This is a genomic window from Puniceibacterium confluentis (genome assembly GCF_007923445.1).
GTDB classification, from domain to species: domain Bacteria; phylum Pseudomonadota; class Alphaproteobacteria; order Rhodobacterales; family Rhodobacteraceae; genus Puniceibacterium; species Puniceibacterium confluentis.
Genome location: NZ_VOJI01000011.1, coordinates 38,878 through 56,298 on the forward strand (window position 1 = coordinate 38,878; position 17,421 = coordinate 56,298).

Annotated in this window: 17 protein-coding genes and 1 pseudogene; 6 read left to right on the plus strand and 12 right to left on the minus strand. The window is 62.6% G+C overall.

Annotated elements, in window-relative coordinates; translation table 11 throughout:
• The first annotated feature begins 52 nt into the window (after positions 1 to 52).
• On the plus strand, positions 53 to 802 hold the full coding sequence (locus tag FOY53_RS13520; RefSeq protein ID WP_146589706.1) for a response regulator: 750 nt from the start codon (positions 53 to 55) through the stop codon (positions 800 to 802).
• Here FOY53_RS13520 and FOY53_RS13525 read toward each other — a convergent pair.
• The 3 genes from FOY53_RS13525 to FOY53_RS13535 are packed head-to-tail and all read right to left on the minus strand — an operon-like array spanning position 778 to position 5,102.
• The gene (locus FOY53_RS13525; protein WP_246107396.1) at positions 778 to 2,304 is read right to left on the minus strand and encodes a PAS domain S-box protein; all 1,527 of its coding nucleotides are present in this window, start codon (positions 2,302 to 2,304) and stop codon (positions 778 to 780) included. The genes FOY53_RS13520 and FOY53_RS13525 overlap by 25 nt on opposite strands.
• Positions 2,305 to 2,362: 58 nt before the next feature.
• A complete protein-coding gene (locus FOY53_RS13530) occupies positions 2,363 to 3,514 on the minus strand; it encodes a site-2 protease family protein (protein WP_146589711.1) in 1,152 nt (383 codons plus the stop codon).
• Positions 3,504 to 5,102, minus strand: a complete 1,599-nt coding sequence (locus tag FOY53_RS13535; RefSeq protein ID WP_146589713.1) for a bifunctional aminoglycoside phosphotransferase/ATP-binding protein — start codon at positions 5,100 to 5,102, stop codon at positions 3,504 to 3,506. The genes FOY53_RS13530 and FOY53_RS13535 overlap by 11 nt, the downstream gene beginning before the upstream one ends.
• Here FOY53_RS13535 and FOY53_RS23740 point away from each other — a divergent pair.
• Positions 5,101 to 5,676: a phasin family protein gene (locus FOY53_RS23740; RefSeq protein WP_246107397.1), complete on the plus strand. Its 576-nt coding sequence runs from the start codon at positions 5,101 to 5,103 to the stop codon at positions 5,674 to 5,676. The two genes, FOY53_RS13535 and FOY53_RS23740, sit on opposite strands and share 2 nt — an antisense overlap.
• Before the next feature lie 72 nt (positions 5,677 to 5,748).
• Here FOY53_RS23740 and FOY53_RS13545 read toward each other — a convergent pair whose 3' ends face one another.
• From FOY53_RS13545 to FOY53_RS13555, 3 genes are read right to left on the minus strand one after another with little or no spacing between them, the layout of a single operon-like run.
• A complete protein-coding gene (locus tag FOY53_RS13545) occupies positions 5,749 to 6,960 on the minus strand; it encodes an efflux RND transporter periplasmic adaptor subunit (RefSeq protein ID WP_246107398.1) in 1,212 nt (403 codons plus the stop codon).
• Between the two features lie 5 nt (positions 6,961 to 6,965).
• Positions 6,966 to 9,323 (minus strand): ABC transporter permease, encoded by a 2,358-nt coding sequence (locus FOY53_RS13550; RefSeq protein ID WP_146589715.1) that lies wholly within the window; start codon positions 9,321 to 9,323, stop codon positions 6,966 to 6,968.
• Between the two features lie 5 nt (positions 9,324 to 9,328).
• Positions 9,329 to 10,048: an ABC transporter ATP-binding protein gene (locus tag FOY53_RS13555; RefSeq protein WP_146589717.1), complete on the minus strand. Its 720-nt coding sequence runs from the start codon at positions 10,046 to 10,048 to the stop codon at positions 9,329 to 9,331.
• 282 nt (positions 10,049 to 10,330) lie between these two features.
• On the opposite strand from FOY53_RS13555, the gene FOY53_RS13560 reads away from it, so the two are divergent.
• Together FOY53_RS13560 and FOY53_RS13565 are read left to right on the plus strand one after the other, a co-directional pair.
• Positions 10,331 to 11,002, plus strand: a complete 672-nt coding sequence (locus FOY53_RS13560; protein WP_146589719.1) for a Crp/Fnr family transcriptional regulator — start codon at positions 10,331 to 10,333, stop codon at positions 11,000 to 11,002.
• 61 nt (positions 11,003 to 11,063) lie between these two features.
• Positions 11,064 to 11,276, plus strand: a complete 213-nt coding sequence (locus tag FOY53_RS13565) for a YgaP family membrane protein (RefSeq protein ID WP_146589721.1) — start codon at positions 11,064 to 11,066, stop codon at positions 11,274 to 11,276.
• 213 nt (positions 11,277 to 11,489) lie between these two features.
• Here FOY53_RS13565 and FOY53_RS13570 read toward each other — a convergent pair.
• Positions 11,490 to 12,129, minus strand: a pseudogene (locus FOY53_RS13570) (DDE-type integrase/transposase/recombinase); the annotation flags it as partial.
• 48 nt (positions 12,130 to 12,177) lie between these two features.
• Complete coding sequence (locus FOY53_RS13575; RefSeq protein ID WP_146589723.1) at positions 12,178 to 13,146, minus strand: LysR family transcriptional regulator; 969 nt, start codon at positions 13,144 to 13,146, stop codon at positions 12,178 to 12,180.
• A 113-nt stretch (positions 13,147 to 13,259) separates the two neighbouring features.
• Here FOY53_RS13575 and FOY53_RS13580 point away from each other — a divergent pair, with 113 nt between their 5' ends.
• Both FOY53_RS13580 and FOY53_RS13585 read left to right on the plus strand, forming a co-directional pair.
• A complete protein-coding gene (locus FOY53_RS13580) occupies positions 13,260 to 13,895 on the plus strand; it encodes a sulfotransferase family protein (protein WP_146589725.1) in 636 nt (211 codons plus the stop codon).
• Between the two features lie 84 nt (positions 13,896 to 13,979).
• A complete protein-coding gene (locus FOY53_RS13585; RefSeq protein WP_146589727.1) occupies positions 13,980 to 14,411 on the plus strand; it encodes a YybH family protein in 432 nt (143 codons plus the stop codon).
• A gap of 179 nt (positions 14,412 to 14,590) precedes the next feature.
• Here FOY53_RS13585 and FOY53_RS13590 read toward each other — a convergent pair whose 3' ends face one another.
• The 4 genes from FOY53_RS13590 to FOY53_RS13605 all read right to left on the minus strand — a co-directional run bounded on the left by FOY53_RS13590 (position 14,591) and on the right by FOY53_RS13605 (position 17,175).
• Positions 14,591 to 15,166 carry a DoxX family protein gene (locus FOY53_RS13590; RefSeq protein ID WP_146589729.1) on the minus strand — a complete coding sequence of 192 codons (576 nt, stop codon included), beginning with the start codon at positions 15,164 to 15,166 and terminating at the stop codon, positions 14,591 to 14,593.
• Positions 15,167 to 15,170: 4 nt separating this feature from the next.
• The gene (locus FOY53_RS13595) at positions 15,171 to 15,917 is read right to left on the minus strand and encodes an HvfC/BufC N-terminal domain-containing protein (protein ID WP_146589730.1); all 747 of its coding nucleotides are present in this window, start codon (positions 15,915 to 15,917) and stop codon (positions 15,171 to 15,173) included.
• Positions 15,914 to 16,768 (minus strand): MNIO family bufferin maturase, encoded by an 855-nt coding sequence (bufB, locus tag FOY53_RS13600; RefSeq protein WP_146589732.1) that lies wholly within the window; start codon positions 16,766 to 16,768, stop codon positions 15,914 to 15,916. The genes FOY53_RS13595 and bufB overlap by 4 nt, the downstream gene beginning before the upstream one ends.
• Positions 16,769 to 16,869: 101 nt before the next feature.
• Complete coding sequence (locus tag FOY53_RS13605; protein WP_146589734.1) at positions 16,870 to 17,175, minus strand: BufA1 family periplasmic bufferin-type metallophore; 306 nt, start codon at positions 17,173 to 17,175, stop codon at positions 16,870 to 16,872.
• Positions 17,176 to 17,421: the final 246 nt, after the last annotated feature.

The following is a 17,421-nucleotide window of genomic DNA, read 5'->3' on the forward strand; positions in this document are numbered from 1 at the left end:
TCATGTTCACCATCGCCGCGTATCATCACAGCGAAGTCTTTGGATTCCTGCCATGGCTCAGAAAAAGGTCCTTGTGGTCGACGACGACCCCAAAATCCGTACTCTTCTTCGGCGATGCCTTGAAGAGGATGGTTTTTCCGTGGACGAGGCTGAGAACGGCGAAGGGGTACGCCGCGCCTTTGTCGGCGCGCCGCCCGATCTTGTGACGCTTGACCTCAACCTTGGTGCCGAGGACGGGCTGGATATTGCCCGCGACATCCGCCGCAGCCATGACGTAGCGATCATGATGGTGACCGGAAAGGACGACGTCATCGACCGCGTCGTCGGCCTGGAACTTGGCGCAGATGATTACCTGACGAAACCCTTTCATGTCCGCGAAGTGTTGGCACGGGTCAGGGCGGTTCTGCGCCGAACCAAAGGGCGCGCGTACAGCCAGCCCGCGGATGACCCGAAAGGCGATGGTTTGCTCTACCTTGACGGATTGATGGTCGATCTTGACCGTCTGGTGCTGACTGACCGCGAGGGTAAGGATTGCGACCTGACCACCGCCGATTTCAAACTGCTGTCGGCCTTTCTCCGCAACGCCAAACGGTCCCTGTCGCGGGACCGGCTGATGGATTTGATCGACGGCGGGGACTGGGCGCCGCTGGACCGGACCATCGACAATCAGGTCGCCCGCCTGCGCAAGAAGATCGAGAGGGACCCCGCGCGCCCGCTGTTGATCAAGACGGTGCGTGGAATCGGCTACATGCTGACCGAGAGTCCGGTCGAGAGCGATCACCGGTCATCCAGCACGGCCTGAAGCGCCTTGGCGAGGTCCGCTTGACGATAGGGTTTGCGCAGGATCGCGAATTCCGCCCCGATCCGTCCGCCGCGCAACACGCCTTCGGAAAAGCCCGATGTCATCAACAACCGTACCTGTGGTTTGTGCCTTGCGATCTTCTTTGCGAGGTCATGACCGGACATCTTTCCCGGCATCACGAGGTCGGTGAATACCAGGGTGATATCATCGCGATCTTTCAGAATATCCCAGGCGGCATCGCCGCTCGTGGCGGTCACGCAGCGAAAACCGAAGGAAAGCAGACGTGCCTCGGACAGGCGCAGGACCCTTGGGTCGTCCTCGACCACAAGGACCAGTTGCCCTGACCCGATTTGTGACTGCGCATCATCATCGGTTTCTGCGGCGTTCAGGTATTCCATTGCATCGATCAACGCCGGAAAATACAGGCTGACCGTCGTGCCCTGACCGGGTTCACTGTAGATTGTCAGGTGGCCGCCCGATTGTTTGACAAAACCGTAGACCATCGACAGCCCCAGCCCGGTGCCCTGACCGGTCGGCTTGGTCGTGAAAAATGGTTCCATCGCGTGGCTGCGAACCTCTGACGACATGCCTTCCCCGGTGTCGCTGACCGACAGGCGGACATAGCGCCCGGTTCCGACACCTATTTCCTGGGCGATATAGCTGTCATCGAGCGTCACGTTGCGCGTTTCAAGGACGATCCTGCCACCGCCCGGCATGGCGTCCTGAGCGTTGAGGGCGAGGTTCAGCGCTGCGGTCTGAAGCTGCGTGGCGTCCGCGCGCGCGGCCCACAGGTCGTCGGCCAGTGATGCCTCGACAGAAATATGCGGCCCGATGGTCCGCTTCAGCATGGCCAGGGATTGCGAAACCGCGTCGTTCATCGCGATCACATCGGATTGCAGGGCGCTCTTTCTTGCGAACACCAACAGGCGCGAGGTCAGGTCGGCGCCCAGTTCCGCCGCTTCCAGGGCGTCCGAGATCAACACCCGGCTTTTTTCCGCCGTCTCCGACATTTCCAGCAATTCGAGGTTGCCGATCACGACCGTCAGCAGGTTGTTGAAGTCATGGGCGATGCCGCCGGTCATCTGGCCGATCGCGTCCATGCGCTGGGACCGTGCCGCAGCCTCTTCTGCGGCTTTCCTGCGCGTCTGATCGTGCAAGATCGCCACAAACGCCACCTCGCCTTCGATGTCCGCGCGTCCGACCGACAGGTGCAGCGGGAACACCTTGCCATCGGCGCGCTGTCCTTCGACATCGCGCCCGATCCCGATGATGCGCTTTTCGCCTGTCTCCAGATGATGACGCATGAACCTATCATGGCGCGCCGCCATTTCGCCCGGCATCAGGACGCGGACATTCTGTCCCGTCAGCGCCTCGGTGGAATGACCAAAAAGGGCTGCCGCGGCCTTGTTCAGGCGCAGGATCTTTCCGTCCCTGTCCGAGACGATGATCGCATCGACTGCGGCGTCCAGCAGCGCAAGAAGCAGGGCACGGTCATCGACCATGTTCATCGTGGCAAATCCGATTCCGTTACTAACGCCCGAATGTATCGCAAAACCCCGGTCATTTGACCATCTTGTGGACTGATGAGGCGGCGACCTCCCGGAAAACACTGAGGTGGGCCAGAACATCGGACAGCGTGATCACACCGATCAGTCTATTCCGGTCAGCAACGAGAAACTTGCGTTTTCCGGTCTTGAATATAAGCGACATCAGATCGAGACCCGGCATCTGGGACGGCACGGTATTGTCGGGGCCGATGCTCTCGATCACATCGTCAACGGTCGTGGTTGTCCAGTTTTCCCGATCTATCTTGCGGACGATCTGCAAATCGACATAGCCGAGAAGCGCGCCGTTTTCGACGACAGGGGCAAAGCTGATGCCATGCTCCAAGAAAACCCGGTTCACGAGAACCGACAGGGTCTGCTCGGGATGTGCCGTCCAGGGGTTCCGGGTCATCAGGTCCGCAACGGTCCGGCCATGCAAGGCCGACTTCGTCTCAAGCTGTGCCAGTGCCGCCCGTGACGTGGCCAGAACGAACAGGCCGATCAGGATGGGCCACAGACCGGCGGCCACGGTGCCGGTGAACGCGGCATAGAGCCCGAGGCCCATGAACCCGTAGGCAAAGGCCGCGGAAACACCGACCGCGCGCCGGGTCGCTGCCAAAAGATCACCCGACCGCGTCCAGAGCCAGGCGCGCAGGACCCGACCGCCATCCATCGGAAATGCAGGCAGGAGATTGAACAGGAAGAGGACCAGGTTCAGGACTGCGAGGTAGGACAGCACGACACGGGCCGGGTCAGGCACGCTGAGCAGTTCGGCAACCAAGGCACTGAACCAGAACGCGAGCGCGAGGCAGAAACTGGCAATCGGCCCGGCGATGGCGATCCAGAATTCGCTTTTGCCACTCACGGGCTCGGATTGTAGTTCCGCCACGCCGCCGAACAGAAACAGGGTAATACCCGAGATACGCAATCCGAAATGCCCTGCAATCTCGGCGTGCGCCAGTTCGTGCAAGACCAGAGATGCGAACAGGCCCAGCATCGCGATGACCGCCGAAACGATCAGCGTCGCGGTATCGGTGCCTGGCATCTGGTCTGGAAAATAGGCTGTGGCAAGACTCCAGACGATGAGCCCGGCAATCAGAAACCAGCTCGCGTCGAGCTTGATGTCGATGCCACGCAGGCGGGCAACCTTGACGGCATTACCCCACATTTGCGTCCCCACGTTTTCTTGCGGTGGCAGAACCTGGGGCAAGAATGTTCGAAATCGCCCCGATAACCGCCTCCACGGGCCGGTCGGCATCGATCCTGTGCCACGTGATGCCCCCCGGGTCTGCGCCTTCCTGCGCCTGCACGACCGCAGCATCGGCGTCCGACGCATCCGGCCCCCGTGACGCGACGCGGGCCTGTCTTGTCCGCGTCGGTGAGTCCAGCCAGATGCCGACGAACCCGCAGCCTGCGGCCGTTGCGACATCCTCGGCAGCAGCGCGCGCCTTGGGATCGCTGTGAACCGCATCCAGAATCGCGGCATGGCCTTCCCGAAGGATCTGTCCTGCCTGATCCCGGATTGCAGCATAAGTGCGCCCTGTGATCGCGGACGTGTATCCGTCCGGCCCGAGACGGTCGAGCGGATCCCGGTGCAGCAGCGTCTTGCGCACCACGTCGCTTCGGATGTGTACCGCACCCGGACTGGCCCCGATGCGGTGCGAGATTGCGCGCGCGATCGTCGTCTTGCCCGTTCCCGAATAGCCACCGATGGCCACGAGGATGGGCGGCGGCGGCGCGAGATATGCGAGCGCCTGTGCAAGATAGGCCTTTGCGTCCGCCTGCATCTCTTTGCGCGCGTCGTTGACTGCGGCTGTCTGGACATCGACCATCGCCCGGATCGCGGCACGCACGGACAGGTAAAGCGGCAGAAGCGACAGCCCGGTCTGGGATAAATCCGGCGTGGCGCGGCTGAGGTAGGCGTTCAGCACGAGATTCGCGGCATGCGTCATTCCCAGGTGGTCAAGATCCATCAATAGAAATGCGAGATCGTATAGGGTATCGCAGGTGCCGAGACGTTCGTCGAACTCAAGCGCGTCAATGGGCGTCGGGACCCCTTCGATCATCACGATATTGCGCAGGTGCAGATCGCCGTGACAGCGTCTGACATGACCCTGCAGACTGCGCAGCCCGAGGTGATCGGCCCGGTCTGACAGCATCTTGCGGCTTGCCGCCAGGAACCTCGCCGCATCCTGACCGACAGTGGTGCGCATTGTGTCGAACACGCGGTCAAGTTCGTCGAGGATTTCCTTGATCAGGGCATGGGCGTCCAGCGGTCTGACGGGCGCCGCCGCGTGGTAGCTTGCGACCGCCGCACCCAGCCGTGCGGTCAGGTCATCCCCGATGCCGTCGTGTTTCGCGATATGGATCAGCTCCGCCTCCTTGGGAAAGCGGCGCATGGTCAGCACCCACTCCAGCACTTCGCCGGAGCCGCCGAATGCGATGCTGCCGTCGGCCTTGCGGATCAGGGGCAGCACCCCGCGATAGATCGAAGGTGCGGCGTCCCTGTTCAGTTCGTATTCACGCTTCAGTAGCGCGCGGCGTTTTTCGACGGTGGACAGGTCCATGTAGTCATACTTTACGGCGCGTTTCATCTTCATCGCCTCCTGGCCGATCAGGAAGATCAAGGCACCATGGGTGTCGATCCGTTCCACTGTTGCGTCGCGCCCCGCACCGCCTTCAAGAAATTGAATGGCCGCGCTTTGGTCATCCGACAATGTGGTCTGTCTGTGTTTGGTGCCGTCGACCGGTTCCATGTCGCTTGCCCTGATCCGCGCGTTGGATCTTCATGAAAACAGATTTCCATTGCTTGGGATTGATGCAGATCAAGGCGCTTGCGGCGCCATGCGGTTTCTTGCGCGCACCGGGGCGCAAGCGAAGGCGTGCCGGTGTACCAGCGGACCAACAGCAGTTGATAGGGATCAAGTGGGACTCGCTTGCTGGTCTTTATTCTGTGGGTCATCGGCTACAAAGTCCGAGGAGAATGAGATGAAACAGAAAACCGAATCTTCAAAACAACCACAGGACACATTCGATCCGTTTGTCGCGTTCAAGTCGCTGTCCCCAGCGGCCAGGATGGGTACCGCCTGGTTCGAACACGTCGCGGTCCTTGGCAGCGAAATCTCGTCGTTCGTGGCAGAGCGCATCAAGGAGGATGTCAAAACCCAGCACGCGCTGTTGAACTGCAAATCGCTGCCGGAAGTGCAGCGTGTGCAGGCCGAGTTCCTGCAGAAGGCCTTTGATCAGTATCAGGCAGAAACCGGAAAGCTGATTGAAATGTCTGGAGCGATGGCGGCGGATGATCCGGAAAAGGACCATACCTGCGTCTGAGGCAAGGGATTCCGCCCTGACTGTGTTCAACCTGGACTCTGTTCAACCAGGCCTGTGACGGCCGGGTTCCTTCTAGCGTTGCACGACCCGGACGCCGTCCTCCAGATCGTCTGAGGGATGTGTGACGACGCTCTCTCCGGCGACAAGTCCGTCGAGGACCTGCACCGTTCGGGCCGCACTGCGCCCGAGCGATACGGCGCGCTGATGCGCGATGTCGTCACGCACGATGAACACGGCCCAACCTTCGCCAGCCCGGAAGGTCGCGCTCAGCGGAATCTGGAGCGCATCTTCGGCTTCCCATTCGATGATCCTTAGAAAGACCGAGAATCCGTCGCCGAGATCCGCGTGTCCGGCAGGGGCTGAAGTCAGATCGAACACCGCAACTACACGCTGTTCCTCGATTCCCAGGGCCGACACATCGGTACGCGCCTTTGGTTCGATCCGCCGCAACTGCGCCGCCAGGGGCGCATCACCGCCCCAGCGTTCGACAATGGCCCGCGCGCCCGGGGCCAGCCGCACGGCTTCGCTCGACAGCAGTTCGGCGACAATCTCAAGGTCCCGCAAATCGCCAACGGTCGCCAGACGGGTGCCTGCGGTCACAGGCCGCGCGCTGATCACGTCGACGGACAGAACCACCCCGTCCGCCGGGGCCAGCAGGGGGACGCAACAGGCACCATTACCTGTTTCGGTCATGTCTGGTTCGATCAGTTCGGCCCGGGCCCGCTCCAATGCCCCGCGTGCCATATCGATGCGGGCATGCGCTGCCTCGACCGTCGCGTCGGCCACAGCCAGCCGCTGGGTTGCATCTTCGAGTTGGGATATGCTGCTGACGCCGCGTTCCACAAGGGTGCGGGCGCGGTCGAACCGGGATTGCGCGTGGGTCCTTTCCTCGACCGCGCGGCGCAGGTCGGTTTCCGCGACATGCAGTGCCGCCTCGGCCTCGCTGACCTGCGCGTCGGCCTGTAGCCTGCTGCGGACATCAAGCAGTCCGGGCGCGACAGGATCGACGATCGCGACGACGGTCTCGCCGCCGATCACCGGGTCACCCACCGCAACCGGCGAACGCCGAGCCACGCCGGCGATGGGTGCCGCGATTTCATACAACTCGCGCACCCTTGTCCGGCCGTCGATATCGATGCTCACCTGCAATGGACCCGACGACACGGTATGAAGATCGACCGGAACCGGATCCGGGCGAAAGCTGACCCAGAGCAGCGCGGCCAGTGTGGCGATGCCGATCAGCCCAACGACGATTGTTCTTGGCTTCACCATGTCGTCCGACATCCACGTCACTCCCTTGTTTTCATCACCGCCACCAGGTCCAGCCGGTCCAGCCGACGCCGCACCACCATGGCTGCCACAAACGTGGCGGTCAGCACGACCAGACTGGCAAAACTGAAGGTCGCGGGCTTAATTATCAGCGGCAGGCTGTAGAGATCGCTGGAAAAGCCCCGCACCATCAGTTCGATGAACAAACGCCCCAACACCCAGCCGAGGGGCTGTGCCAGCATGGCAAGCAGCATCAATTCCCCCACCAGGATATACGAGACCTGCGCGCGGTCGAACCCGAGAATTCGCAAACTGGCCAGCTCTCGCGCACGCTCTGACAGCTGGATACGGGCAGAGTTGTATCCGACCCCGACTGAAATCAGCACGGCGATGACAACGTAGACCGTGGTCATGATCGTCACGTTCTTGCGGATCGTGTTCTGAAACGACCGTCGTGTCTGGGTCATCATGATGGTGCCGGCCAGTTTCGGGATATCCTTGATCGCGGCGTGCAGGTCGTCGATCCGGGCATCATCAAGCGTGACGTTGGCCGTTGAAATGCGCGGGGATTGCCGGAACAGCCGGTTGAGATAGGCGTGGTCGACATAAGCGCCAAGGCCGAAATACTGCGGCACGACACCGGTGACGGTCAGCTCGTAGGTGCCACGCTTGCCGCTCGAGAATTCGGCCGACACAACGTCGCCCGCGCCGACATCGAGCTGCGCGGCCAGCCGTTCCGACAAAAGGATGCCGCCCGGTGGTGCGTCCAGCGTCATGCCATCGCTGGAAACCACGCGGCTGAGGTCGGGCCCGGGCATCCGCGCTTCGATCGCAATGCGCTTTTCGTGGTGAAGATGGCGCAGGATGGCGGAATGGGACTGCTGGCCCTCGACCTGGCGCACGCCAGGCAGGCGCGCGACCTCCTGCAATGCCGACAGCGGAACATCCTGCGCGAACAACAGCATCGCGTGCTGGCGGTTGGTTTGGTAGAACGCGCTGTCGATGATGTAGTCCAGCCCGTCGGTCATGAAGGACGCGGTCATCACCGCTGCCACGGCCATGGACAGGCCCAGGGATGTCAGTGCGCTGCGCAGAGGCCAGCGCGTCAGACTGCGCAGGATCATCACCGTCGGCTGGCTGAGGCGGGCGCGCGCCATCGCCCGGTCTGTCCAGGTCCGGCGAAACTTCGGTGGGACAGGCGGCTGCATGGCGATGGCAGGGGCCAGCCGCGCGGCCATCAATGCACTGCGCGTCGCGCCCAGCGTTGTCGTGGCGACCGCCAGGAACCCCGCCAGCCCGTAGATCCAGGGAGAGACACGGAACAGCAGAAAGGGAAAGTCGAAGAAGTCGGCATAAAGCTCGGCCAGCCCGTGCGCGAGCCATGTGCCGGTTGCCCAGCCGATCAGGATACCGGTCAGTGCGATCAGACCGGCCAACATCAGGTAGTGGATGCAAATCTCGACATCGCTGTATCCCAGGGCTTTCAAGAGCCCGATCTCGGACCGCTCGAGCGTGACGATGCGGCCCATCACCATGGCCACAAGGAAGGCGGTGATGCCGAAGAACACAGGCGGCAGGATCATGGCCATGCTGCGCAGCTGTTGGATTTCGGCGTCTATGAAGGCGTTCGATTGCTGCCGATCCCGCGCATAGGCCCCAAGTCCGCCGAAGGGATCCAGCAGATCGTCCAGCGCGTCGGTGACTTCCTCGATTCGCGCCGTGGCACCGACGGTCAAAGACACATCGTTGAAGGCTCCGACCATATCGAAGGCCGCCGCCGCACCGGCGCGTCGCATCCAAAGGATGCCGAACGTGCGGTTGTCCGGCATCAGCGCGCCTGGCCCCAGGGTATAGATGAACTCGGGTGACAACAGCGTCCCGGTGATGGTCAGCTGGCGTTTCCGTCCGTGGAGATTGGCGGCGATCACGTCGCCCGGCACGAACCCGTTGGTTTTTGCAAACGGCTCGTTCACTGCGATCTCGGATGCGGTTTCGGGCCATCGTCCCGAGCGCAACAGCGGCAGGTTCAGGCGCGGCTGATCCATATCTGGCAGGGACAGCACCCGGCCCACGACGGCATCGGCTCTGCCGGGAATGTCCAGAATGACATCGCCGGTCACCCGCGCCTCGACCGTTTGAACCCCTGGAATCGCCGCGATTTCGCCGAACAGGGACAGCGGCGCGCGCCGGGTCGCGGCAAAGACGTCCGCGAAGCGGTTGCGCTCGAAATACGCCGCGCGGGTCTCGTCGAGCGCGAAGTACATGCCGAACGACGTGATCAGGATCGCCACGCCGCAGGCCAGCACCAGGGCGATGGCCAGCACCTGCGCCCAGAGCCGACGAAAGTCCCGCAGCAGTTTGCGGTCGATTGTGTGCATCCCGCTCACCACACGATCTCGGCGGGGGAGAGGCGTTGTTCGTTCCACTCGACCTTCGCGATACGTCCGTCCTGGAAGTAGATCACCCGGTGGGCCATTTTGCGTATCTCGGCGTTGTGGGTGATGATCACGGTCGTCGTGCCAAAACGGTCGTTGATCTGGCGCAGGGCCTGCAGAACCTGAACGCCGGTCTTGCTGTCCAGGGCACCGGTCGGCTCATCGCACAGCAGGATCTCGGGGCGTTTCGCGATGGCACGGGCGATGGCCACGCGCTGCTGTTCGCCGCCGGACAACTCGGACGGGAAATGATCCATCCGCGCCGTCAGGCCGACCAGCGACAGCGCCTCGTCGGCGGGCATCGGATCGCGGGCCACGTCGGTGACCAGTTGCACGTTCTCGCGTGCTGTCAGGCTGGGAACGAGGTTGTAGAACTGAAACACGAACCCCACATGGTCGCGCCTGTACCGGGTCAGACCGCGCTCGCCCATGCCCGTGAGTTCGGTATCGCGGAACCAGACCCGCCCCGAAGTCACATGATCGAGACCTCCCAGAATGTTCAGCAGGGTCGATTTTCCACTGCCAGAGGGACCCAGAAGGACGGTCATCTCTCCGGTGAACAGCTCCAGATCCACACCGTCCAGCGCGCGCACCTCAAGCGCGCCGGTGGCGTAGACCTTGGTGATCGCTTCGGTTCGGAAAACCTTTTGCGCTGCAGCGTCCATCATGCCGAAGCTGCCGCGCAGAACCGAAGCCAATATTCGGCGGCATGCGCATCGCCCCGATTGCCGGACAGGCGGCCGCAATGGCCGTTGCGGGGATGTAGGACGATGGCTTGCTGCTTTGGTGCCTGCTCGTCTGGTGCGGGTGGCATTGTCGATCTCCAACGCAGGGGGGCTTTGCTGATCCTGCGTCGAAGCGGTGCGGCACCGGTTGATCGGAATCAATTCCGCGTCCGCCGTTCGCGATAGATTGACCCCGACACCTCCTTCAGAACAGGAAAAACCGCCTTGACCCGCATCCTTGAATTCCCGGACCTACCCGGTGTCACGGTGGGCTTGCGCCAGGATCTGGCAAAACGGTCTACACAGAGACATGTGTCGCAGGAGTCGCCCGTATTCGCGCCCGGAGCGCCGGTGGACGCCATGCTGATCCTGCTTTTGGGTACATTGCGGGTCGAACACGTGGCGCAGGCGGGAGGGGAAACCGTGCTCTACCGCGTGCATGGCGGTGAAAGCTGCATCCCGACCGCAGCCTGTACGCTGGCCGACGCCGCATGCGCCGCCACCTGGATCGCCGAGACAGACCTTGATCTGATGTCGCTGCCCATAGCCGCGTTCAACGATCTGATGGCGCGTTCGCAAGAGTTTCGCGGACTGATCTTTCAGACCTACGCGATGCGGATATCCGATCTGATGCAGGTGGTCGAGGAATTGGCGTGCCGCAGAACCGACATCCGGTTGGCCGGACGGTTGACGGACCTGGCGGGAAGCGAAGTGCGGATCGTTGCGACGCAACAGCAGAGTGCAACCGAAATGGACACCTCACGCGATGTAGCTTCGCGCCAGCTGGGCGAATTCCAGCGGCGTGGTTGCGGACAGGTCGGACGCGGTCATGTGCGCCTGCGCGACAAGAAAGCCCTCGGAGAACTGGCGCATTCGGATCGGGCAACCCTTGTGTGACCGGATCACAGACCAGCCTCTGATGTCAGCGAGATCAACAGTGAATGAAAGGAGCTAACAAATGACAATCAATATGGGTGCGGCGGACAGGGTGATCCGCCTTATTGTCGGAACCGTGCTGATATTGGCACCCGTGTTCGATCTGTTCGGCATGACTGCCAGTACACCCGCCATTGTTGCGTCGGTTATCGCCGGTATCGTGCTGGTGTTGACAGCCTTCTTCCGGTTCTGTCCCCTTTACCGCGTAGTGGGTGCTTCGACCTGCAAACGGTAGCGACATGAAAACGGCATTCACACCCATCGCCTCGTCGACTTAGGGCGCGGTGATTGTGGCCTTTTACGGATATCGTCTGGTTCCGCAGCGCGACCGCCCGATCTATGGTCCGGTGTGCGACGTTCCGATCAACTGAGCCTCGCCCTCTGAAGTGACCGGCCCCCTGAAAACTGGACCACCGGAAGCTGGGATTTTCCGGCTGTTTCCCGATGACGGGCCGGTGACGTCATTGGGATGGCGCATGGCGATCGGCACGTTGTTTCCGATTGCGCAGTGGGGACGATCCTCGTTGCAGTGTCTACCGCTGCCCGGCAGTGGTTTGCAAAGCAAACCATGAGAGGGGCCAACCTTCCAATTTGTCCTGGGCGTCGGCAAGGCTCAAGAACCAGTGGGCGTTCAGACATTCCGCGCGGAGCTTCGAATCGAAGGCTTCGATGAACCCGTTGTCGGTCGGCTTGCCGGGCCGGGAGAAGTCCAGGGTGACCCCGTTGGCATAGACCCACAGGTCCAGTTCACGAGAGATATATTCGCTGCCGTTGTCGACCCGTATCGTATTCGGATAGCCGGTTCTCGCGCAGACGGCTTCCAGCGTCTTGACCACGTCTTCGCCCCGATAGCTGCACCGCGGATCGACGACTGGGCAGAAGCGTGAGTGGGTGTCGACCACCTTCAGGATCCGCAGTTTCTTTCCCAAGGCGAGCTGGTCGTGAACGAAGTCCATGGCCCAGACATCGTTTGGCCCTGTGGCTTCTTCCCGGTCTTCCCGCAGCCTGGCCTTCACGCGGCGCTTGGGGGGCTTGTTGCGCAGTTGAAGCCCCAACTCGTTGCAAATCCTGCGTGTCTTCTTGATGTTGATGGTCTCCGACAGACCCGGGGCGGTTCACACCCCGCTCCGTTCCAATCACCCCGGTTGTTCGGACACCTGCACCAGCTTTGGCTCGGCGAGCTTCGCCTCTGCTTCGGCCTGCAGGCGTCGGTAGGACTCGATCACGATGGATCTGATCCAGATGCCGCCGGCGTCGTTGGCAAGGCGTGCGCTCCAGAAAAAGCGCACAAGCACCGGTCCCAGGTCGACCGGTGGTTTCAGCGCGATCAGGCCGTGGGCCTCCATATCCAAGGCGAGCAACACCGCCGGGAAGGTGGCCAGAAAATCCGAACTCGCAAGCAGCGAGGCGATTCCGGCCGAGTCCCCGATCATGGCGCTGACCCGCCGCCCCCCGACATCGGCGGAGGGCGCGATCGGAAAGGGGTTCTGCTGCGACCTTGTGACGTTGACCATGACATGCGGATACGTCCGCCAGGCGTCGATGCCCCAGTCGCTGGCCGCCGGGTGATCCTGCCGCGCGAATGTCACCCAGGAAAACGGCTCCATGACCTGCTGATCAAGACCATCCGGCAAGCGTGGCGTGCCGCCCAGATGGGCGAGGTCGATCAAGCCTTCGCTGAGGGCCGGGTACACGTCGTGGTGCGCCGGCAGCCACTCGATCTTCACACCGGGTGCTTCGGCTTCGACCCGTGCCGACACCTCGGCAATGACCTTGGTCAGTGTCGGCATGGCGATGCGGAACACCCGGTCGCTTTGCGCGGGGTCAAACAGGGTGCGCGGCGCGATCACGCGGCGGATGCTGCGCAGGATGGGCCGGACATCCTCGATGATGGCCTCGGCGAAGGGGCTGGGGTGCATCTTGCCGCCGACCCGGACAAGCACGGGATCGTCAAGCTGCTCGCGCAGCCTGGCAAGCGCGTGACTCACCGCCGACTGTGTGCGCCCGATCCGGTCTGCCGTCACTGTAACGCTGCGCGTCTCCATCAGGGATTCGAAGACCACCAGAAGATTTAGGTCAACGCGATTAAGATCAATTTCATTCATGGTTCATGAAATCGTTTCGTTCGACATTTTCGCTGAATGTCGGTCATCATACCCTCAGAAAACCCAGATTAAGCAATACAGATTGATCTGATTCATAGGGGAGATGCACGGCAATGGCACTCGAAATCATCGGCGCAGGGTTCGGCCGCACCGGAACCTATTCGCTGAAAGCCGCCCTGGAGCAGCTGGGCTTTGGCCGCTGTCACCACATGTCCGAGGTCATCAATGACCCCGGGCAGATCCAGGCCTGGTCGGACGTGGCCGAAGGGCGCCCCGACTTCGACGCGATCTTTTCCGGCTTTCGTTCGGCCGTGGATTTCCCGGTTTCAGCCTATTGGCAGGACGTGCTCGGGGTCACACCGGGTGCAAAGGTCATTCTTTCGCACCGCGATGCCGAGGATTGGTACGGCAGCTTTTCCCAGACGATCCTGCCGCTGATCCTTGACAGGGAGGCATGGCCGCAAAACCTGGTGCCCTGGTTTGCGATGATCGAGAAGGTCATCATCGGCAAGGCCCTGGGCGGTTGCACGGACAGGGCCGGCATACTGCGGGCCTACCGTGCCAACGAAACCGCGGCGCGGGAATTGGAGGCGCAGGGCAAGGCCCTGGTGTTCGGCGTCCGCGACGGATGGGGCCCGCTCTGCCGCTTTCTGGGCGTCGAGGTGCCGGATGCGCCGTTCCCAAAGACCAATGCGCGGGCCGATTTCTTTGCCTCGGTGAAATCCGGGACGAAAGAGGCCGCGGAATAAACCCACCCAAATCATCAGCACCGGGGCGTTCGGCATGGGCCGGGCACACCCCCGGCTTGCCAACAGCCAGCAAGGAGCCAAACAATGACCAACCTTGACGATGTTCGCCGCGCCTCGGTCGCATTCTACGATGCCCTCAACAAGATGGCGCAGGGCGACGATACCGCAATGCAGGACGCCTGGATCAAGGGCGACGGCGTCACGGCGCAACATCCCATCGGTGGCCGCGATGTCGGCATTGATGCTGTCCTGGCCTCTTTCAGCAAGGTGGCACAAATTGCCGGTGGCGGTGACATCCGGCTGACGGCGCAATCGCTGCACGCCGGATCGGACATGGCGGTGGAAACCGGGGTGGAAGTCGGGACGCTGATCATCGCCGGTCATGAGGCCAGAATCGAGCACCGGGTGACCAACGTCTATCAGCGGCAGGACGGAGCGTGGAAACTTGCGCACCATCACACCGACCCGTCGCCAGGCCTGCTGGAAATCCTCGGGCGGCTGACCGAAGCCGCATGAGTTGCGGGGAACACTGGGAAAGCGGGTGCGGCATGCGCCCGCTTTGGGGCGCGATGCGGACCTGTGGCAGCCCGGCGTGGCGCGCATCCCGGGCGGCGGCCGCAAATGCTGCCGGTCACGCCGCGGCACATGCTGTCAAAACGGCGGCCATGATCCGCGACGCCTTAACGCCGCGCCGGTCAGCCGGTGTAGGCGGTGCGGCCCAGAAACTGACGCGCCAGCGCACGGTCCAGCGACACCGCTCCGGCGCCTTTGATCACCAGCACGACCAACGGAAAAATCCAGAACGCGCGCTGGTCGAGGATCAGGGAATCCGGCATCCGGTCAAACCAGGCGCCCAGTGTGCCGTCATGGGTGATGCCGCCGTGACCGTATAGGTCCGTCAGGCTCTGCACCACGACAAATCCGATCATGCCGAGGCTGGCGAGCCGGGTGAACAGCCCGATGACGATCAGCAGCGGCAACAGGAACTCCGCCCACATGCCGGCGGTGACCACGATCCAGTGAAAGACCGTCAGTTGCGAGGTGTCATACCCAACCGCCTCGAAGGCTCTGGGAAAGATCTGGGCATAGGCGTTGGTCGAGGGCCGTAGAAAGCCAAAGGCGCCGTCCCCCAGCTTGGTCAGTGCCGAGGCCCAGAAATAGCCCAGCAATGTCGCCGCGAACAACAGCCGCGCGAGAAGCGGGATCAGGCCGGAGAAGCTGCGCTCGACCCGCTGGAAGATGTCGTAATGCAGGGCGGTGAGGCGGTCCATGATATCACTCCTTGGAAAGATGGATGCCGGTGACGGCACGGTTGGCGAGCAGCAGGCCCAGGGTCGGGCCGGGGTCGAACCCGTCCCCCGCCGCCGCAAGCGCCGCGCCAAGGTTCGGTCCTGACCGCAGGCAGTCCACAAAGGCATGGCCGCCGTCGGCCAGAAGGTGCGGTTCGGGGTCGAACTCTGCCCGCAGGATCAGCGTATCCTGTGCCACGGCGGTTGGTTTCGCGGCCCCGGGGCGCATGTTGTAGGCCCATATGTCGAAAGCGGGCCAGGCCGAGCGCAGCAACTGTACCGAAGGAGCAAGGGTGAAGCGTGCGGACATCAGCCGCTGTGTGTCCAGAGATTGCAGGATCGTTGCATCCGCGGGCGTGCTGTCGGCCGCGTGATACGCGCAACGCAGCCCCCACTCGATCCGCGCAACATCGGCCAGATAGGGCAGGTGAGCCAGCGGCGCGAGGCTGGCGAGAAAGTCCGGAAAATCGGCGCCATAGAGCATCATACATGGCGTTTCCGGGGGAGAGGCACGCAGGTGCAGACCGGCGACATGGCGGAAATTTTCGCGGCCCAGCAGCCGGGCGATGGCCGGATAGCCGGTTTCCAGTGCGTCGCGCAAGGACACCGCGACATTGTTGCGGTAAACGGCATAGCGGCGCCCGGCAGAGTGTCCGTTGCCATCGGTCAGTCCTGCGGGGACCGCCGTGGCTGCGTCCAGAAGGGCCGCGTGAAAGGCAGATTGACTGGTCATGCAGGCACGCTCAGGCGGTCCAGTGCCTGTCCGGCCCGCCGTGCCTCGGCAGCGAGCACGGGCCAGTCCGGCACATCCGTGTCCCACTCCACAAGCGTCGGACGTGGGCCCGAGCGGGCGAGCGTGTGGTCCAGCAGTGCCCAGACCGGATCGACCACCGCGCAGCCGTGGCTGTCGATCAGCAGGGGGGCGCCGTGGTCGTCGGTGTCTTCGTCATGGCCGCCAAGGTGAATTTCGCCAACCTGGTCCAGCGGGCAGGCGTCGATATAGTCCTGCGGCGCATATCCAAGGTTGGTGGCAGAAACAAAAACGTTGTTCACATCCAGCAGCAGGCCGCAGCCGGTGCGCCGGGTCACCGCGTGCAGAAACTCGGTCTCGGACATCGTGGAAGCGGCAAAGGCGAGATAGCTGGACGGGTTTTCCAGCAGCATCCTGCGGCCCAGGGCTGTCTGGACCTCGTCGATATGGTCGCAGACGCGGGACAGGGTGGATTCGGTGTAGGGCAGGGGCAGCAGGTCGTTGAAGTAGGCACCGTCATGCGTCGACCAGGCCAGATGTTCGGAAAAGCTCGCCGGGTTCAGCCAGGTGCACAGATGCTTCAGACGCCCGAGGTGGTCGGGATCCAGACGACCCTCGCCGCCGATCGACAGGCCGACACCGTGCACCGACATCGCGAACCGCTCTGACAGGTGACGCAGTTGTGCGATCGGACGGCCGCCGTCGCCCATGTAATTCTCGGCGTGGATTTCCAGCCAGGTCACCGGGGTGGGATCGGCCATGATCGCGGAAAAATGCTGCGCCTTGTAGCCGACGCCGGGGGCCGCGGGCAGGGTATTGGCAGAATTAGACATCGTATCACCGGAAATTCAGGAGCCGTATCCGGGCGCGCATCGACCGCGCACCCGGCGCGTGGGTCGGGGTGCGCAGGTCATGCACACCCCGTGCCGACAGATCAGCCCATCGGCAGGTCACGCTCGAGCGCTTCGAGTGCGCCCATGCGGGCCGTGCCGTCGGCCATGGCGGGCAGTTCGATTTCGGTGCAGGTACCGGCCTCGACCAGGGTCCAGGCGTTGCCCTGATAATCCACCTTGGAGGTTCCGGCGCAGGTGGTGCCGGGACCGGCGGCGCAGCCGTTCTCGCCGGCCAGTGACACCCCAAAACATTTTTCCTGCGCCTGGGCGGATGCGGCGCCGCCGTAGGCGGAAAACGACGCGGCAACGGCACCGATAATGGCTGCGGATTTCATGCAATTGGACATTTGGACTTCCCTCTCAGATTCTGAAGACTGTCGCGCCGGATCATCCCGACGATGTCCTCAGGGTGACTTGGAAGCGGGCCGCGCGATATTCACAGGCCTGTGCATCACGTGCCCGTCAGCCTGTGTCAGAGTGATGTGAGGGCGACTTTTCGGGTAAGTTTCTGACAAGGTTTCACAAATAGCGAGATTCGCTGTTAGCGTGTTGCAGCTCTGAAAGCTTCCAGCGCTGGAATGTTACAGGATTCC